Below are 15,277 nucleotides of genomic sequence, written 5' to 3'. Positions count from 1 at the left end.
ACCGGCCCCGGCCCGTCCACGTCGACCTGACCAATCCCTTCGCGGAGGCCAAGCGGTGACCGAGTACGAGCCCAACACGCATGTGTACGACCTGGTCGGTGTCGGGATCGGCCCGTTCAACCTCTCGCTCGCCGCGCTGGCGGACGGCGCGCCCGAGCTGCGCACGCTGTTCCTCGACGCGAAGCCCGCGTTCTCCTGGCACCCCGGCCTGCTGATGGAGGGCACCACCCTCCAAGTCCCGTTCCTGGCCGACCTGGTGACGATGGTCGACCCGACGAGCCCGTGGTCGTACCTCAACTATCTCCGCCACCACGACCGGATGTTCCCCTTCTTCTTCTCGGAGCGCTTCCACATACCGCGCCGCGAGTACGACGCCTACTGCCGCTGGGTCTCCGAGGGCTTGGCGTCCTGCCGATTCGACGCGCACGTGGAGGAGTTGGGCTGGGACGAGCAGCGGGAGGTGTTCGTCGTCACCCACCGCGCGGCCGACGGAGCCCCCACGCGGGTGCTCGCCCATCAGGTCGTGCTCGGTGTCGGGACGAACCCGGTCGTGCCCGAGCCGCTGCGCCCGCTGCTCGCGCAGGGCGCGCACACGGGCCGTGTCCTGCACAGCGCCGACTACCGCACCCACCGCGCCCGGCTCGCCGCCCGCGACGACGTGACCGTGATCGGCGCCGGCCAGTCGGGCGCGGAGGTCGCGCTGGATCTGCTGCGTCACCAGGACGGTGACGGGGCGGGCGGCCCGTACGTCCGCTGGCTCGCCCGCACGAGCGCGTTCGCGCCCATGGAGTACTCGAAGATCGGCCTCGAACACTTCACGCCCGACTACATCCGCTACTTCCGCGCCCTCCCCGAGGCCCGCCGGGAACAGCTCGTCGGTGAGCAGTGGCAGCTCTACAAGGGCGTCAGCGAGGAGACGCTGGGCGAGCTGCACGACGAGCTGTACGAGCGGACGATCGGCGGGGCCGCGCCAAGGGCCGCGCTGCACCCGGGAGTTGCCGTCGTCGCCGTCGAGGCGGCCGGTGACGAATACGTACTGACGTGCCGTCACACGCAGCAGGACGCGCTCTTCGAGATCCGTACGTCCGCGATCGTCTCCGCCACCGGCTACGCGGCCTCCAGGCCCGCCTTCCTGGACGGCGTGGGCGCCCTGGTGGACTGGGACGACAAGGGCCGCTACCGGATAGACGGGGACTACCGCGTCGCGCTTGACCCGCGCGTATCGGGCCGGCTGTACGTCCAGAACGCGGAACTGCACACCCACGGCGTAGGCGCGCCCGACCTGACACTGGGCGCCTGGCGCGCGGCGACAATCCTCAACGCGGTGGCGGGCCGGACGGTCCTGCGAGTCCCGGAACGCGCGGCGTGGACGACCTTCGGCGCGCCGGACCTCCGCTCCACCCCGGCCACCGGCGCGGGAGACACGGACCTGCCGGGCGGCATCACGGCGGCCGCGCGCCCGTGACGCCCGCCGCGTGTCCGGTGCCCGGTGTCCGTGAGGTCCTTCGTCAGCTCGCGGCGCCGCCGTAGTTCTTCTCGATCTCGTCCAGCACCTGGCCCGCGCCCGTGTAACCGATGCCCAGCATCCACAGGTTGTCGTCGACCTTGAACGATGTCTTCTTCTTCACCGCGGTCAGGTTCTTCCACAGCGGGCCGCCGAGGATCTCGGTCTCCTTGGCCTTCGTCGCGTCGCCGTAGGTGGAGTAGAAGATGACGTCCGCTTCGGCCTCGTCCATCTTCTCCGGGCTGACGTCGAGGGAGAAGCCGTCCTTGTCCTGGTTGGCCGGGCGGCCCACGCCCAGGTCGGCGAAGATCGAGCCGACGAACGTGTCGTTGAGGTAGAGGCGCGTGTCGGCGCCCTCCACGAAGCGGACGAAGCCGAATTCGGTCTTCTTCGCCTCCGCCGGGCCGCCGAGCGCGGTGGTCAGGGTCTTCACGCGGGTGTCGTAGTCGGCGGCGACGTTCTTCGCCTCCGCGGTCCTGCCCAGCGCGTCGGCGTGCAGCTCGAAGTTGGCGCGCCAGTTGGGGCCCGTGGTCTCGGAGAAGACGGTCGGGGCGATCTCGGTGAGGGACTTGTAGTTCTTCTCGTCGCGGACCTTGCTGCTCAGGATCAGGTCGGGCTTGAGGGCGGCGATGGCTTCGAGGTTCGGCTCGGCGATCAGGCCGACGGGCTTGACGCCCTTGAGCCTGTCCTCGGGGAGGTACGTGGAGAACGGCGCGTCCGCGACGGCCGTCGTGGCGCCGACCGGGGTGATCCCGAGCGTGACCGCGGAGTCGAGCGCGTCCGTGTCGAGCACGACGACGCGCTCGGGGTCGTTCTTGACCTTCACCTCGCCCATCGCGGTCTGTACGGCGTGCGTCGTCCCCGACCCGGCCTTGTCCGACGGCTCGTCGCCGTCGCCGCCGCACGCGGAGAGCGAGACGGCGAACGCGGTGACCGCCGCGGCCACGGTGATACGGCGAGTGAGGTGTGTCGACACGGTGGGGAAGCCTCCTGACGGCCGCCCGGAGTCGGCCCGAGCGTAACTAAGGCGAACCTAACCTTCGTGGTGCCGGGCCAACAAGTTCCGGACATCACGGTCCAGTCACAGGGCCCGCACATGTCATGTCTTCCGCCCGCCGCCGGGCATCCGCCACGATGGCGCGTTGCCGACGCGACGCCGGCGAAGAGTCGCAGGAGAGGAGGCACGGGCACAAGGAGTGAAGGTCGCGCGGGGCGCGTGCGTACGTACCATCGGCGCATGGCGCACCGACGCACCGACCCCGCCTGGGGCACCCTCCTCGACCTGGGCGAACGGGCCGCGGGCCCGCTGCACCTGCGGCTCGTCCGGGCCCTGCGGGCGGCCGTCGTCGACGGCCGTATCGCTCCCGGCAGTGCCCTGCCGCCCAGCCGGGCGCTCGCCGCCGACCTCGGCTGCTCCCGCTGGGTGGTGACCGAGGCGTACGCGCAGCTCGGCGCCGAGGGGTACCTGGAGGCGCGGAGCGGATCGGCGACCCGGGTGGCTACGGCGGCCGGTGGGCGGGCGCCCGTGCCCTCGGCCGGGCGGCGGGACCAACAGACGCCCTGGAAGCCGGAGTTCGACCTGGCGCCCGGGATGCCCGACCTGCGGGAGTTCCCCCGTAGACGGTGGGCCGACGCCGTACGGGAGGCGACCGGCACGCTCACCCCGGCCGAGTTCGGCTATCCCGACCCCGCGGGCCATCACGGGCTGCGGCAGCGCATCGCCGCCCATCTCGTACGCGGCCGGGGCGCCGCGCTCGACGCCGGGCAGCTCGTAGTCTGCGGCGGGACGCTGGACGGCGTGCTCCGGCTGAGCCGCGTCCTGCGCGCCGCCGGGCACACCCATGTGGCCCTGGAGGACCCCGGCTGGTCGCGTGTGCGGACCGCAGTCACGGCGGCGGGGCTCACGGCCGTCGCCGTCCCCGTGGACGACGAGGGCCTCCGCGTCGACCTGCTGCGACGCGAGCCGGGCGTACGGGCGGTGATCGTGGCTCCCGCGCACCAGTTCCCCACCGGTGTCGTCCTGACCCCGCCCCGCCGGGCCGAACTCATCGCCTGGGCACGGGAGTCGGACGGGCTGATCATGGAGGACGACTACGACGCGGAGTTCCGCTACGACCGCCACCCCGTCGGCACCCTCCAGGGCATGGCCCCGGAACGGGTCGCCCTGATGGGCTCCCTCAGCAAGACGCTGTCGCCCGCCATGCGGATCGGCTGGGCGGTCGTGCCGCCGGACATGCTGGACGGGCTGTACGCGGCCGAGGCCGTCGGGTCGCCGCCGCCGGTGATCGACCAGGCCGCGTTCTCCAGGTTCCTGGAGTCGGGGTCGTACGACAGGCATCTGCGCGCGTCCAGACTCCGCTACCGGCGGCGCCGCGACACCCTCCTCACGGAGATCGCCGAACGCCTGCCCCACCACCGGGTGTCGGGGGCGGCGGCCGGGTTCCATCTGCTGCTCCACCTCACGGGGTGCGCGGCCGGGTACGTGGTCCGTGCCGCCGCCCGGCGCGATGTGCGGCTGGTGGATCTGGCCGAGTACACGGCGGGAGGGGCGGGGGGCCGGGGCTGCGCCCTCGTGATCGGGTACGGCAACCTCGCCGACCCGGCCGTACCGGAGGTCGTACGGCGGCTCGCGGACGCGATCCGCGAGGCGGGTGGCCCGGTCGGCTGATCGGCGCTACCGCGCCGACCGGCCCCGGTGCGGCGATCAGTCCCGGTCCGCCGACGAGCACCGGGTCCACCGATCAGTCCCGGTCCGCCGGTACTCCCGCCGCGTCCATCCGTGCCCGCACCTCCGCCGGCAGCCGTACCTCCAACGCGCCCAGCACCTCGTCCAGTTGCTCCACCGAGCTGACCCCCACGATCGGCAGCGCCGCCGGATCCGCCCCCATCAGCCAGGAGAGAACCACCTGGTTGGGGCTCACGCCCAGTTCGTCGGAGACCTCGCCCAGCACGGCGAGACGCGCGGCGGTGCCTGGGTGGTCGTACGCGGCGGGCAGCGGCTTGTCCGCGCGGGTGTACGCGCCCGAGATCAGCGCCGAGTAGGCCATGAGCGTCAGCTCGGGCTCGCTGCGTACGTAGTCCAGCAGCTCCGGGGTCACATGCACGTGCCCCGACTCCGGGAGGACGGTGTCGAAGCGCGGCTGGAGGTAGGACTGGCGCTGCTGTACGCAGGTGTACGCCGCCCAGCCGTTGGCGCGCGAGACGTTCCGCGCCTGCGCGGTGCGCCACGCGGTGTGGTTGGACGCGCCGATGAGGCCCACCCGGCCGCTCGTCACCAGACCGTCGAGCGTGCTGAGCGTCTCCTCCAGTGGGACGGAACGGTCCTCGATGTGGGTCCAGTACAGGTCGATCCGGTCGGTGCCAAGCCGCCGCAGGCTGCCGGTGACCGCCTTGCCCATCGCACCGGCCGACAGCCCCTCGGCCGTCTCCAGACCGGTGCCGGGGACGGTGGGGCGGGCCCCGGCCTTGGTCGAGATCAGCACCTCGTCCCGGACGCCCCGGCTCGCCAGCCAGCGGCCGACGGTGGTCTCGCTCTCGTCGCCGGTCGCGCCGGGAACCCAGAAGACGTAGTTGTTGGAGGTGTCGATCAGATTGCCGCCGGCCTCGGCGAACCGGTCGAGGATCGCGAAGGACGTCTTCTCGTCCACACTGCTGCCGAAGGGCAGGGCGCCCAGGCACAGTTCGCTGGCCAGGGGGCCGGTCGGCCCGCCGATACGACGTCGTCGCATGTCGAAACTCCTCGTGCTGGTGTTCGTGCCTCAACGTTAGGCATCGATCGGCACGGTGTACCGGTCCGATCAACGACCGGAAAACCGGACCGATCGAGGGCCCGGGAGCCGTTCACGTTCCCCGTGCGTCCCTGGGGGGAAGACGAGCGATCACCCCACGGTTCGAGGAGAGACGAGCGCCATGAACTTCGCCCAGAACACGCCGGTCGAGACCACTCTCGGAGAACAACTGCTTCTCCTGTCGCTGGACGACGAGTCCGGGACGGAGAAGGAATCGATGAACGTCTCCTACGCCATCGCGGCGGCGTCACTGGTCGAACTGGCGCTGGCGGGCCGCGTCGAGGTGCACGACGACCAGGTCACCGTCCATGACGCGGCGCCCCTGGGGGATCCCACCCTGGACGCGGCGCTGGCCGAGATCTCCGGTGACGAGAGGCGCAAGCCGCGCAAGACCAAGGAGTGGATCGAGCACCTGAGGAAAGGTGCGGTGGCCGGGACGACCAGGAGTCTCGTCGCCAAGGGCCTTCTCCGGGAGGAGAAGAAGAAGGTGCTCGGTCTCTTCCCCGTACGCCGCTACCCGGAGGCCGACGGCTCGGCGGAGTCGGCGCTGCGGCAGCGGCTGGACGACATCGTGATGCGCGGGGCGGCTCCGGACGAGCGCACGGCGAGTCTGATCGCCCTGCTGCACGGGGCGAAACTGCACGGACTGCTCTACAGCAAGCCGCAGTTGGCGACCGCCAAGAAGAATATGGAGAAGGTCGCGCACGGCCAGTGGGCGGGGCCGGCGGTGCGCCAGGCGGTCAAGGCGGCGGAGGACGCGCTGACGGCGATCGTCGTGATGACGGTGGTGACGACAACGGTCCTGTAGTCGTCCGACGGGCCTCACCAGCCGGTGAACACCAGATGGTTGACCAGCAGCGCGACGAGCGCCTGCCCGGCCAGCCAGCCCCGCCGCCGCCCCGGAAGCAGGGCGGTGGCGGGGATCAGCCACAGCATGAACGGCAGCCAGATCCGTTCCGTCTCCGCCTTGCTCATGCCGGACAGATCGGCCGCCGCGATCGCCAGCAGTGCCGCCAGGACGAGAAAGGCCAGTCGCGGGGCGGGAGTTGACGCCGCGGGCGGGCGTGCCGGGCGCATCTCCCGTACGGCGCGGGGCGCGAGCGTCAGGACCCGGCCGAGGCCGGCGGCCGTGGCGAGGCCGACCGCCAGGGTCGTCGCGGCGAGATTCGCCCAGATCCAGTACGTGTACGGGCGCATGCCGCCGGCACCCTGGTAGTAGCGCACGACCAACTCCTGATACGCCTCCCACCAGTTGAACCCGGCGAGCGTGAACGCCACCGGCACCGCGAGAGTGCCGAGCAGCACGGGAGGCAGCGGGCGCGCGGTGCGGGCCAGCACGAGGACCCCGAGGCCGGGGAGCGCCATCAGTGTCAGGCCGTAGGAGAGGTAGCAGGTGAACCCGTACAGCAGCCCGGCGCCCAGCGCGGCCGCCACGGGAAGGCGCACTTTACGGGTGGCGGCGAGTGTCAGCAGGGCGAGCGACCAGGCGGCGACGCCCGCGAAGTAGCCGTCCGCCGATGTGCCCATCCAGACGGCGGCCGGGGCCAGCGCCAGGAACGGCGCCGCGCGGCGCGCCGTCCGCTCGTCGGTGAGGGCGCGGAGCGTGACGAGTACGGCGGCCACGGCCGAGCCGCCGATCACGACGCACCAGACCCCGGCCCACGATCCGCCGCCGAGGCCGATCCGGTCGAGCCAGACGAAGGTGAGGGTGGCGCCCGGCGGATGGCCGGCGACATGGGCGGGCCAGTTGCCGGGCTCACCGATCACGATGTGGTCGGAGAAGCCGCGCAGCGTCGCCCCGATGTCGGAGAAGCGGTCGATGACGGTGAGGTACTCGTTCTTGGTGGTGAGCCGGCGCGCGACGCCCCAGTGCCAGCCGTCGACGAGGGCGAGCGAGAACGTCCAGGCCAGCGCGGCGGCAAAGGTGGTGACGAGGAGCGCGCGCCACGGCAGCCGGGCGGCGAGGCCGGGGCCGTACGCGACGACCAGGACGGCGACGGCGAGCGCGGCGGGGGTGCCGGGGCCGACCCGGGGGTCCCAGGTGCCGAGCAGCGGCGGCCAGTTGACGCGGAGGCTGCCGTCGGAGCGCTGGATCGCGGTGCCGACGAGCGCGGCGGCGGTGACGAGGGCGGCCCCGGCCGAGGCCGCGAGGAGATCCCGGCGGTGGGGGCGGCCCGTGCTCTCGCCGGGTCCTTCGCCCAGATGTTCGGGGGCGGGCGGATGCTCGTCGGTGGGGTGTCCGCGGTCGTCGGTCTTCACCCCGGCACGTTAAGCAGCGGGCGCCGGGTTCCGGCGGTACGGCGGGGCCACGTCACCGTTTCGTCAGAAGTCGTACCCCGTCCAGGGAGGGTACGCGGGCTTACGGTCGCCGCATGGATCACCGCCCACCCTCCCCGAACCCCTCGAAACCGCCTTCGCCACCGTCGCGGCGTGGGCTGCGCGCGCTCCCTCGGCTGCCGTCGGACCCCGGTTTCTGGCGCAGCCCCGTGCGTGGGGTCCGGTTCACCGCCGCGCTCGGACTCGTCCTGCTGATCGGGCTCACGCTGCTGTTCGTGACGGGCCTGCTGTCGTACGCGGCGTACAACCCGGATCTCGCGTCCGTCAACGACAAGACGCCGGACCGGGGGTGGCTGGGCTTCTATCTCTTCGACTGGCCCACGCACCCGTACTGGCTCTACCGGCTCACGCAGGGGTTCCATGTCACCGTCGGTGTCGCGCTGATCCCCGTGGTGCTGGCGAAGCTCTGGTCGGTGATCCCGAGGTTCTTCGCGCTGCCACCGGTCACATCGCTCGCGCACGCGCTGGAGCGGCTCTCGCTGGTGCTGCTGGTGGGGGGTGCGCTGTTCGAGTTCGTGACCGGAGTGCTGAACATCCAGTTGGACTACCTCTTTCCGGGGTCCTTCTACCGGCTGCACTTCTACGGGGCATGGGTGTTCTTCGGGGGGTTCGTGGCCCATGCGGCGCTGAAGATGCCGAAGGTGCTGCGGGTGATCCGGAGCGGGGAGCTCCGCTCGGGGGCCGCGGAGCCGGGCGCGGGCGCCGTTCCGGGGGCGGGCCCGGATTCGGGTCCCGGTCCCGGTGCCCGTGTCGGCGCTTCGTTCGCCGACGACGACCTCGCGTCGCCGGCACCCGCCGCGCCGACCGTCTCGCGGCGCGGTGCCTTCGCCCTCGTCGGCGTGGGCTCGCTGTTCATGCTGCTCACGACGGCGGGCCGGAGCATCGACGGGCCACTGCGCCGTACCGCGCTGCTCGCACCCCACGGCTGGGAGAACCCGGGCGACGGACCGAACGGATTCCAGATCAACAAGACCGCCGCGTCCGTCGGGGTGAGGGCGGTCGACACGACGGACACCTGGCGGCTGACCGTCAGCGGCCCCGCCGGGGACGTCCGCCTCTCACGCGCCCAACTCCTCGCGATGGCCCAGCACACCTCGGAGCTGCCGATCGCCTGTGTGGAGGGCTGGTCGACGTCGAACCAGTCCTGGCGCGGCGTACGCCTGCGGGATCTCGCCGCGCTCGCCGGGTTTCCGGCGGGCCCGCCGGGGGTGTTCGTGGAATCCCTCCAGCCCAGCGGCGCTTTCCGCTCCGGCGCACTGCGCGACAACCAGGTGCGGGACGGCCGCTCGCTGCTGGCGCTGCGGGTCAACGGCGCGGACCTGTCGCTCGATCACGGTTTCCCGGCGCGGATCATCGTCCCGGCCGCGCCCGGGGTGCTCAACACGAAGTGGGTCGCCAAGCTGACGTTCGGAGCGGTCTGATGCGCACGAGTGAGCCGGGCGGTCCCGCCCGCAGGTACCGGGCCCTGCTGGGCAGCCCCTTCCAGATCGTGCTGCTGCTCGCCACCCTCGCGTTCGCGGGCTATGTGGGCGTACGGCTGCTGAAGGGCGACACGTTTCTGATCGTGGTGTGGTTCGTGGGCGCCGCCCTCGTGCACGATCTCGTCCTGCTGCCGCTCTACAGCGCGGCCGACCGTACGGTGACCGCCGCGCTGGGTCGTGTCCGGAAAGCAGCGCCGTCCGCCCGCGGGGCGGGCCAGACGGGACTTTCCGGACACGACCCATGGGCCGGGCGCCGGCTGGTGAATTTCGTACGTGTACCGGCCTTCCTCTCCCTGCTGCTCCTGCTGGTGTGGTTCCCGCTGATCACGGGACGGGTGAGGCGCTACGAGCCGTACGCCGGCCTGTCGTCCGAGGGGTTCCTGGAGCGCTGGCTGCTCGTCACCGCCGCGCTGTTCGTGTGCTCGGCGCTCTGCCTGGTGACGCGGGCGCTGCTGCGGCGCAGGGCCACGAAGGGGCGGCCCTCCGCCTCCCACTGATCGACGGGGAGCCAGCCGATGGCCCGGCCGTGACGGAGCAGGGCGGGGGTGCCGAGCCGGGCCCACGGGAAGTGCGAGCCCCCGGACCCCTGTCGTGGGCGGCGTCCGTCGTCCACCCGTACGTGGACGCGCTCGTCGATGTCCACGGGCGCGGTCTCGGCGATGATCAGCCCGCGGTGCGCCAGCAGTCCGGCCGCGCGGCGGAGCAGACCGGCCGGGTCGCCGCCGATGCCGATGTTGCCGTCGACGAGCAGGACGGTGCCCCAACGCCCCTCGCCGGGAAGGGGATCGAAGACGGAGCGGCGCAGGGCGGTACCGCCGTGGCGCAGCGTACGTTCGACGGCCGCCGCGCTGATGTCGACGCCGAGCGCCCGCTGACCGCGGGCCGCGAGCGCGGCGACGAGACGGCCGGGGCCGCAGCCGACGTCCAGGACGGCGCCCTCGCAACGGTGCAGGGCGGAGAGGTCGGCGGCGTCGGCGCGTGAGCACCAGCGTTCGACGTCGAGGGGCAGCAGCCAGCCGTCCGTACGGCGCAGGAAGAGCGGGCCGCGGCCGGCGCGGAGAGCCTCGGAGTACGGGTCGTCGCTCCAGGCGGCGGGTTCGGTGTCGGTGGTTCTCGTCGTTCCGGCGATGCTCATCGGGCGGCCACCGGGGTCAGCCGGCGGAGGGTGGCGGCGAACCGGCCGTGCGGGGCGAGCGCCGCGACGTACTCGGCGTCGGCCGCCGAATCCACGTCGCGCAGCGGCGGCAGATCGCGGACGGTGAGCCCGGCGTCGAGGAGTCCGCGGCGCTGTACGGCGCCGGTCTCGGGTACGGACATGGGCACCCCCCGGATCAGGCCCGGCGGCGCGGATTCGGGGGCGGCGAGGCCGAGGGCCCAGAAGCCGCCGTCGTCGGCGGGTCCGAACCAGGCGTCGCAGCCGGTCCAGCCGCCCGGACCGAGGGCGGGGGCGAGCAGGGCGGGGGTGATCTGCGGGGTGTCCATGCCGACGAGGAGCGTCGGCCCCGTACACCGCTCGAGGGCGGCGGCCAGCCGCTCGTCCAGCCCGCCCGCGCTCTGCGGCACCACCTCGATGCCGGGTGGCAGCCAGGGTCCCGGGCGTCCTTCGAGGACCAGGACACGGCGCCGGGCGGGGAGGGCGAGGACGGTCCGCAGGGTGTCGGTGAGCGCGGCCTCCGCGAGGAGGGCGGCCTCGGTGGGGGTGAAGGGCGGGGTGAGACGGGTCTTCACGCGGCCGGGGAGGGGTTCTTTGGCGATGACGAGGAGGGTGGTGGCGGGGGAGCTCACTGGGCGGCCTCCGCCGGGACGGTGGTTGCGGTGGCCGTGGCCGGGGCGGGCGGCTGCCGCAGTACCGCCCGCATGTCGCGTACGGCGTGCCAGGTGCCCCGCCAGGTGCCGGTGACCTTGGACTTCCCCGTACGCGGCCGGTAGGGCACGTCCGTCTCGGCCACTCTCAGTCCGGCGTCGGCGGCGCGCACCACCATCTCCAGCGGGTAGCCGCTGCGGCGGTCGGTGAGGCCGAGCGCCAGCAGGTCCGCGCGGCGCGCGGCGCGCAGGGGGCCGAGGTCGTGCAGCCGTACGTCGGTGCGGCGGCGCAGCATCCGCGAGAGGGCGAGATTCCCGGCGCGGGCGTGCGCGGGCCAGGCGCCGCGGCCCTGCGGACGACGCCGGCCGAGCATCAAGTCGACCTGTCCGGTGGCGACTTGGCGTACGAAGCCGGTGAGGAGGCCCGGGTCGAGGGAGCCGTCGCAGTCGCAGAAGCACACGTACTCGGCGTCCGCCGCGAGAAGGCCCGCGTGGCAGGCGGCACCGAACCCGCGCCGCGGCTCGTGCACGACGGTCGCGCCGAGCGAGCGCGCGATGTCCGCCGATCCGTCCGTGGAGCCGTTGTCGACGACGATCGCGCGCCAGCCGACGGGGATGTGTTCCAGCACCCAGGGGAGAGCGGCCGCCTCGTCGAGGCAGGGCAGGACGACGTCGGCGGTGGGGTCAGCGAAGTGGGTCACGGCGCTCACCCTACGGATCGTAAAGCGGCATTCCGGACTTCTGGACCTTACGAAACACGGACGTCCGACAGTTGAGGACGCTCGCAGGGACCGGCGCGGGGGGCGGAGTGCGAAGGTGGACGTATGCAGAACAATCCCCTGGGGCCGGCCCACGTGCTCGTGGTCGACGACGACCCGACCGTGGCGGAGGTCGTCGCCGGCTACCTCCACCGGGCCGGCCACGACGTCGGACGCGCGGCCGACGGCCCGTCCGCACTCGCGCACTTCGCACGCCGGCGCCCGGACCTGGTCGTCCTGGACCTGATGCTGCCCGGCATGGACGGTTTCGAGGTCTGCCGCCGGATGCGTGAACAGGGCGGACCGGTACCGGTGATCATGCTGACGGCACGCGGGGACGAGGAGGACCGTGTGCTGGGTCTGGAGACGGGTGCGGACGACTATGTCACCAAGCCGTTCAGCCCGCGGGAGTTGGTGCTGCGGGTGGAGTCGGTCCTGCGCCGGGCACGCGTCGCGGTGCCGGCGCCGGGCTCGTCCCCGGCGGCGGGCGTGCTGCGCACGGCGACGCTCACCCTGGACCCCACGGCCCGCCGCGCCACCCGCGAGGGCGCGGAACTCCCCCTGACCCTGCGCGAGTTCGACCTGCTCGCGTTCTTCCTGCGGCACCCGGGACGGGCGTTCTCGCGGGAGGAACTGATGAGCGAGGTCTGGGGCTGGGACTTCGGCGACCTCTCCACGGTCACGGTCCATGTCCGCCGCCTCCGCACCAAGATCGAACCGGACCCGGCACGTCCGAGCGTGATCCAGACGGTCTGGGGGGTGGGCTACCGCATGTCGGCCACGGAGATCCCGGCGGGGGCGGGGGACGACGGGGGTGGGCCGGGCGCGGGTCAGGCCACTCCGGTCGTGCCCGTCGCGCCGAGCGGCGGCGGCGGCGCGGGCCGCGCCCTGCCGGACGAGCGTCCGGCGCCCGGCGACGGCGCGGGACCGTCGACGACTCCCGGCGCGGGCGGGGCGGGTGCTGCCCGGACTCTTCCGGGTGCGGGCACCGGGCCGGGTGGGTCGGCGACTTCGCCGCCGGTTCCCGGCGAGGGTCCGGGAGGGGGTACTGCCCGGGTCTTTCGGAACGCTCCGAGCGCGTCGAACGGGCCGAGCGCGTCGAACGGGCCGGGCGCGCAGGGCGGGGCGGGTGCTGCCCGGACTCTTCCGGGTGCGGGCACCGGGCCGGGTGGGTCGGCGACTTCGCCGCCGGTTCCCGGCGAGGGTCCGGGAGGGGGTACTGCCCGCGTCTTTCGGAACGCGCCGAGCGGGGCGGGCGGCACGACCTCGTCGCGGCCCGCGCCGCGCGCCGGCGCCGGCCGCGCCCCGGCCGCCGGGTCGATGGGGCGTGGCACGCCAACCGGTGCCGGGTCCGGCACGGCGCCGTCCGACGAGGGGCCCGCCAGCCATGGGTGACATGCTTCTCATCGCCCTCGTCGCGTTTCTCGGGGCCGCCGCAGCCGGTCTTCTCGGGGCCCTCGCGCTGCGCCTCTTCCGGCATCGGTCGCTCGTCGTGTCCGTCACCGTCGTCGCCGCCGTTGCCGTGACCGCCATGCTGGCCGGGACTCTCGCCGTCGCGTGGGGCATGTTCCTGTCTCCGCACGATCTGAGCGTCGTCACCACCGTCGTCGCGATGGCCGCCGTCGTCTCCCTCCTCACCGCCGTCGTCCTCGGGCGGTGGATGGTCGCGCGCAGCGAGGACCTGACCCTGGCCGCACGGTCGTTCGGCGACGGCGGCGTCTTCGCCGCGCCCGTCCAACCCGCCACCGCCGAACTCGCCGCGCTCACGCGGGAGTTGGCCGCGACCAGCGCCAAGCTCGACAGTTCGCGCGAGCGCGAGCGCGCGTTGGAGACCTCGCGGCGTGAGCTCGTCGCGTGGATCTCGCACGATCTGCGGACGCCCCTCGCGGGCCTCCGCGCCATGTCGGAGGCGCTGGAGGACGGCATGGCCGTCGACTCCCCGCGCTACCTCCGGCAGATACGTACCGAGGTCGAGCGCATGAACGACATGGTCGGCGACCTCTTCGAACTCTCCCGCATCCACGCGGGATCCCTCACCCTGACCCCGGCCCGGATCTCCGTGTACGACCTGGTCGGCGACGCCCTGGCCGGTGCCGATCCGCTGGCGCGCGAGCTGGGCGTACGGCTCGTGGGGGAGCGGATAGACGCCGTACCGGTCGAGGTCGACAGCAAGGAGATGAGCCGCGTCCTCGGCAATCTGCTGGTCAACGCCATCCGCCGGACCCCGGCCGACGGCACGGTCGCCGTCGCCGCGCGTCACTCCGACGGCGGGGTGGTGTTCTCGGTGACCGACGGCTGCGGTGGAATCCCGGAGGAGGATCTGCCGCGCGTGTTCGACACGGGCTGGCGCGGCAGCGACGCGCGTACGCCCCCGGCCGGGGCGGGCCTCGGACTCGCGATCGTGCGCGGCATCGTGGAGGCCCACGCGGGCCGCGCGGCCGTGCGCAATGTGACGGGCGGCTGCTGCTTCGAAGTGACCCTCCCCGCGGCCTGAACGCACGCCGAGGGGGGCAGAGGCCGCCGGGCCCGTTCGTCGTGGAGAAGCAGCCGATGTCCTGCGCCGACACGCCCTCCTCGCGGTGGGTCCGGTACCGGTGAACGCACCGCCCCCGCCCTCCAACTCGACGCCGTACACCACCGGGTCCCCGCGGAACCAGCAGTCCCGCATCGCCGTACGGTGCGTGCATGACCTCCGCGACTTCCCCCACCGGACCCACCGCCGCCACCGGACCCACCGGCCCCGGTTTCCACGAACTGCACCAGCAGGACCTGCCCCTGGTCCTCCCCAACGCCTGGGACGTCCCCTCGGCCCTCGCCTTCCTGGACGCCGGTTTCGCCGCTGTTGGCACGACCAGCCTCGGGGTTGCCTCCGGGCTGGGCTGCCCGGAAGGGGGCCGGTCGACGCGCGACGCGAACCTCGCCCTGGCCCGCGCCCTGGCCCCGCTGCCCGTGCACATCAGCGTGGACATCGAGGACGGCTACTCGGACGATCCGGACGAGGTCGCCGCGTACGTCTCCGCACTCGCGGCCTCACGCGACGACGCGGGCGGCGGCACCGGCGCCGCGGGCATCAACATCGAGGACAGCACCGCCGGGACCCTGGTCGACCCCGCCGCGCACGCCGCGAAGGTCGCCGCGGTGAAGCGCCGTTGCCCGGAGGTGTTCGTCAACGCCCGCGTCGACACGTACTGGCTGGGCCAGGACGCCACCGTCGCCGCGACCCTGGACCGCGCCACGCGCTACGTCGAGGCGGGCGCGGACGGCCTGTTCGTCCCCGGTGCCACGGACCCCGCGCTGCTGCGGGAACTGGCCGCGGCCGTCCCCGTCCCCCTCAACGTCCTCGCGATCCCGGGGCTTTCCCCCGCCGACCTGGCTGAGCTGGGCGTACGTCGCGTGAGTACCGGCTCCCTGCCCTACCGCGCCGCACTCCACGCGGCGGTGCGGGCCGCGGACGCGGTACGGGGCACCGGCACCGTCCCGGAGGCGACGCCGTTTCCGGAGCTACAGGCCCGGCTGGCCAACTACGCGTCCCGGCTGGCCTAGGGCCTGTCCGCAAAGTCATGGGAGCCAGAGTTGTAGGCAGGCGAGGGTGACCATGGCTTGGTA

Annotated in this window: 12 protein-coding genes and 1 pseudogene; 7 read left to right on the top strand and 6 right to left on the bottom strand. The window is 73.2% G+C overall.

Annotated features, from left to right (window positions below; translation table 11 throughout):
• Positions 1-55: 55 nt before the first annotated feature.
• Positions 56-1,465 (top strand): lysine N(6)-hydroxylase/L-ornithine N(5)-oxygenase family protein, encoded by a 1,410-nt coding sequence (locus IEY79_RS04985; RefSeq protein WP_189106071.1) that lies wholly within the window; start codon positions 56-58, stop codon positions 1,463-1,465.
• Positions 1,466-1,508: 43 nt separating this feature from the next.
• On the opposite strand, the gene IEY79_RS04980 is transcribed toward IEY79_RS04985, so the two are convergent.
• A complete protein-coding gene (locus IEY79_RS04980; protein ID WP_189106070.1) occupies positions 1,509-2,480 on the bottom strand; it encodes an ABC transporter substrate-binding protein in 972 nt (323 codons plus the stop codon).
• A gap of 261 nt (positions 2,481-2,741) precedes the next feature.
• Between IEY79_RS04980 and pdxR the strand changes: the two genes are divergently transcribed.
• The gene (gene pdxR / locus IEY79_RS04975) at positions 2,742-4,172 is read left to right on the top strand and encodes a MocR-like pyridoxine biosynthesis transcription factor PdxR (RefSeq protein ID WP_189106069.1); all 1,431 of its coding nucleotides are present in this window, start codon (positions 2,742-2,744) and stop codon (positions 4,170-4,172) included.
• A gap of 73 nt (positions 4,173-4,245) precedes the next feature.
• Here the strand turns inward: pdxR and IEY79_RS04970 are convergent, their stop codons facing one another.
• Entirely contained in the window at positions 4,246-5,232 is a 987-nt protein-coding gene (locus IEY79_RS04970) for an aldo/keto reductase (RefSeq protein WP_189106068.1), read from the bottom strand.
• A gap of 181 nt (positions 5,233-5,413) precedes the next feature.
• On the opposite strand from IEY79_RS04970, the gene IEY79_RS04965 reads away from it, so the two are divergent.
• On the top strand, positions 5,414-6,100 hold the full coding sequence (locus tag IEY79_RS04965) for a GOLPH3/VPS74 family protein (protein ID WP_189106067.1): 687 nt from the start codon (positions 5,414-5,416) through the stop codon (positions 6,098-6,100).
• A gap of 14 nt (positions 6,101-6,114) precedes the next feature.
• Here the strand turns inward: IEY79_RS04965 and IEY79_RS04960 are convergent, their stop codons facing one another.
• Entirely contained in the window at positions 6,115-7,551 is a 1,437-nt protein-coding gene (locus tag IEY79_RS04960) for a hypothetical protein (protein WP_373292468.1), read from the bottom strand.
• A gap of 113 nt (positions 7,552-7,664) precedes the next feature.
• Between IEY79_RS04960 and IEY79_RS04955 the strand changes: the two genes are divergently transcribed.
• A complete protein-coding gene (locus tag IEY79_RS04955; protein WP_189106066.1) occupies positions 7,665-9,050 on the top strand; it encodes a molybdopterin-dependent oxidoreductase in 1,386 nt (461 codons plus the stop codon).
• A 403-nt stretch (positions 9,051-9,453) separates the two neighbouring features.
• Here IEY79_RS04955 and IEY79_RS04950 read toward each other — a convergent pair whose 3' ends face one another.
• The 3 genes from IEY79_RS04950 to IEY79_RS04940 are packed head-to-tail and all read right to left on the bottom strand — an operon-like array spanning position 9,454 to position 11,614.
• Positions 9,454-10,245: a class I SAM-dependent methyltransferase gene (locus IEY79_RS04950; protein WP_189106065.1), complete on the bottom strand. Its 792-nt coding sequence runs from the start codon at positions 10,243-10,245 to the stop codon at positions 9,454-9,456.
• Positions 10,242-10,895 (bottom strand): TIGR04282 family arsenosugar biosynthesis glycosyltransferase, encoded by a 654-nt coding sequence (locus IEY79_RS04945; protein WP_189106064.1) that lies wholly within the window; start codon positions 10,893-10,895, stop codon positions 10,242-10,244. Before IEY79_RS04945 ends, IEY79_RS04950 begins: the two co-directional genes overlap by 4 nt.
• Positions 10,892-11,614: a glycosyltransferase family 2 protein gene (locus IEY79_RS04940; protein WP_229700655.1), complete on the bottom strand. Its 723-nt coding sequence runs from the start codon at positions 11,612-11,614 to the stop codon at positions 10,892-10,894. Before IEY79_RS04940 ends, IEY79_RS04945 begins: the two co-directional genes overlap by 4 nt.
• 123 nt (positions 11,615-11,737) lie before the next feature.
• Here IEY79_RS04940 and IEY79_RS04935 point away from each other — a divergent pair.
• From IEY79_RS04935 to IEY79_RS04925, 3 genes and pseudogenes are all read left to right on the top strand, one after another.
• Positions 11,738-12,511 (top strand): annotated as a pseudogene (locus IEY79_RS04935) (response regulator transcription factor); the annotation flags it as partial.
• Between the two features lie 547 nt (positions 12,512-13,058).
• Entirely contained in the window at positions 13,059-14,165 is a 1,107-nt protein-coding gene (locus tag IEY79_RS04930) for a sensor histidine kinase (RefSeq protein ID WP_189106062.1), read from the top strand.
• A gap of 191 nt (positions 14,166-14,356) precedes the next feature.
• Positions 14,357-15,214, top strand: a complete 858-nt coding sequence (locus IEY79_RS04925; RefSeq protein WP_189106061.1) for an isocitrate lyase/PEP mutase family protein — start codon at positions 14,357-14,359, stop codon at positions 15,212-15,214.
• Positions 15,215-15,277: the final 63 nt, after the last annotated feature.

Source organism: Streptomyces camponoticapitis (genome assembly GCF_014646115.1).
Lineage (GTDB): Bacteria > Actinomycetota > Actinomycetes > Streptomycetales > Streptomycetaceae > Streptomyces > Streptomyces camponoticapitis.
This window is presented reverse-complemented; position numbering and strand designations above follow the sequence as displayed.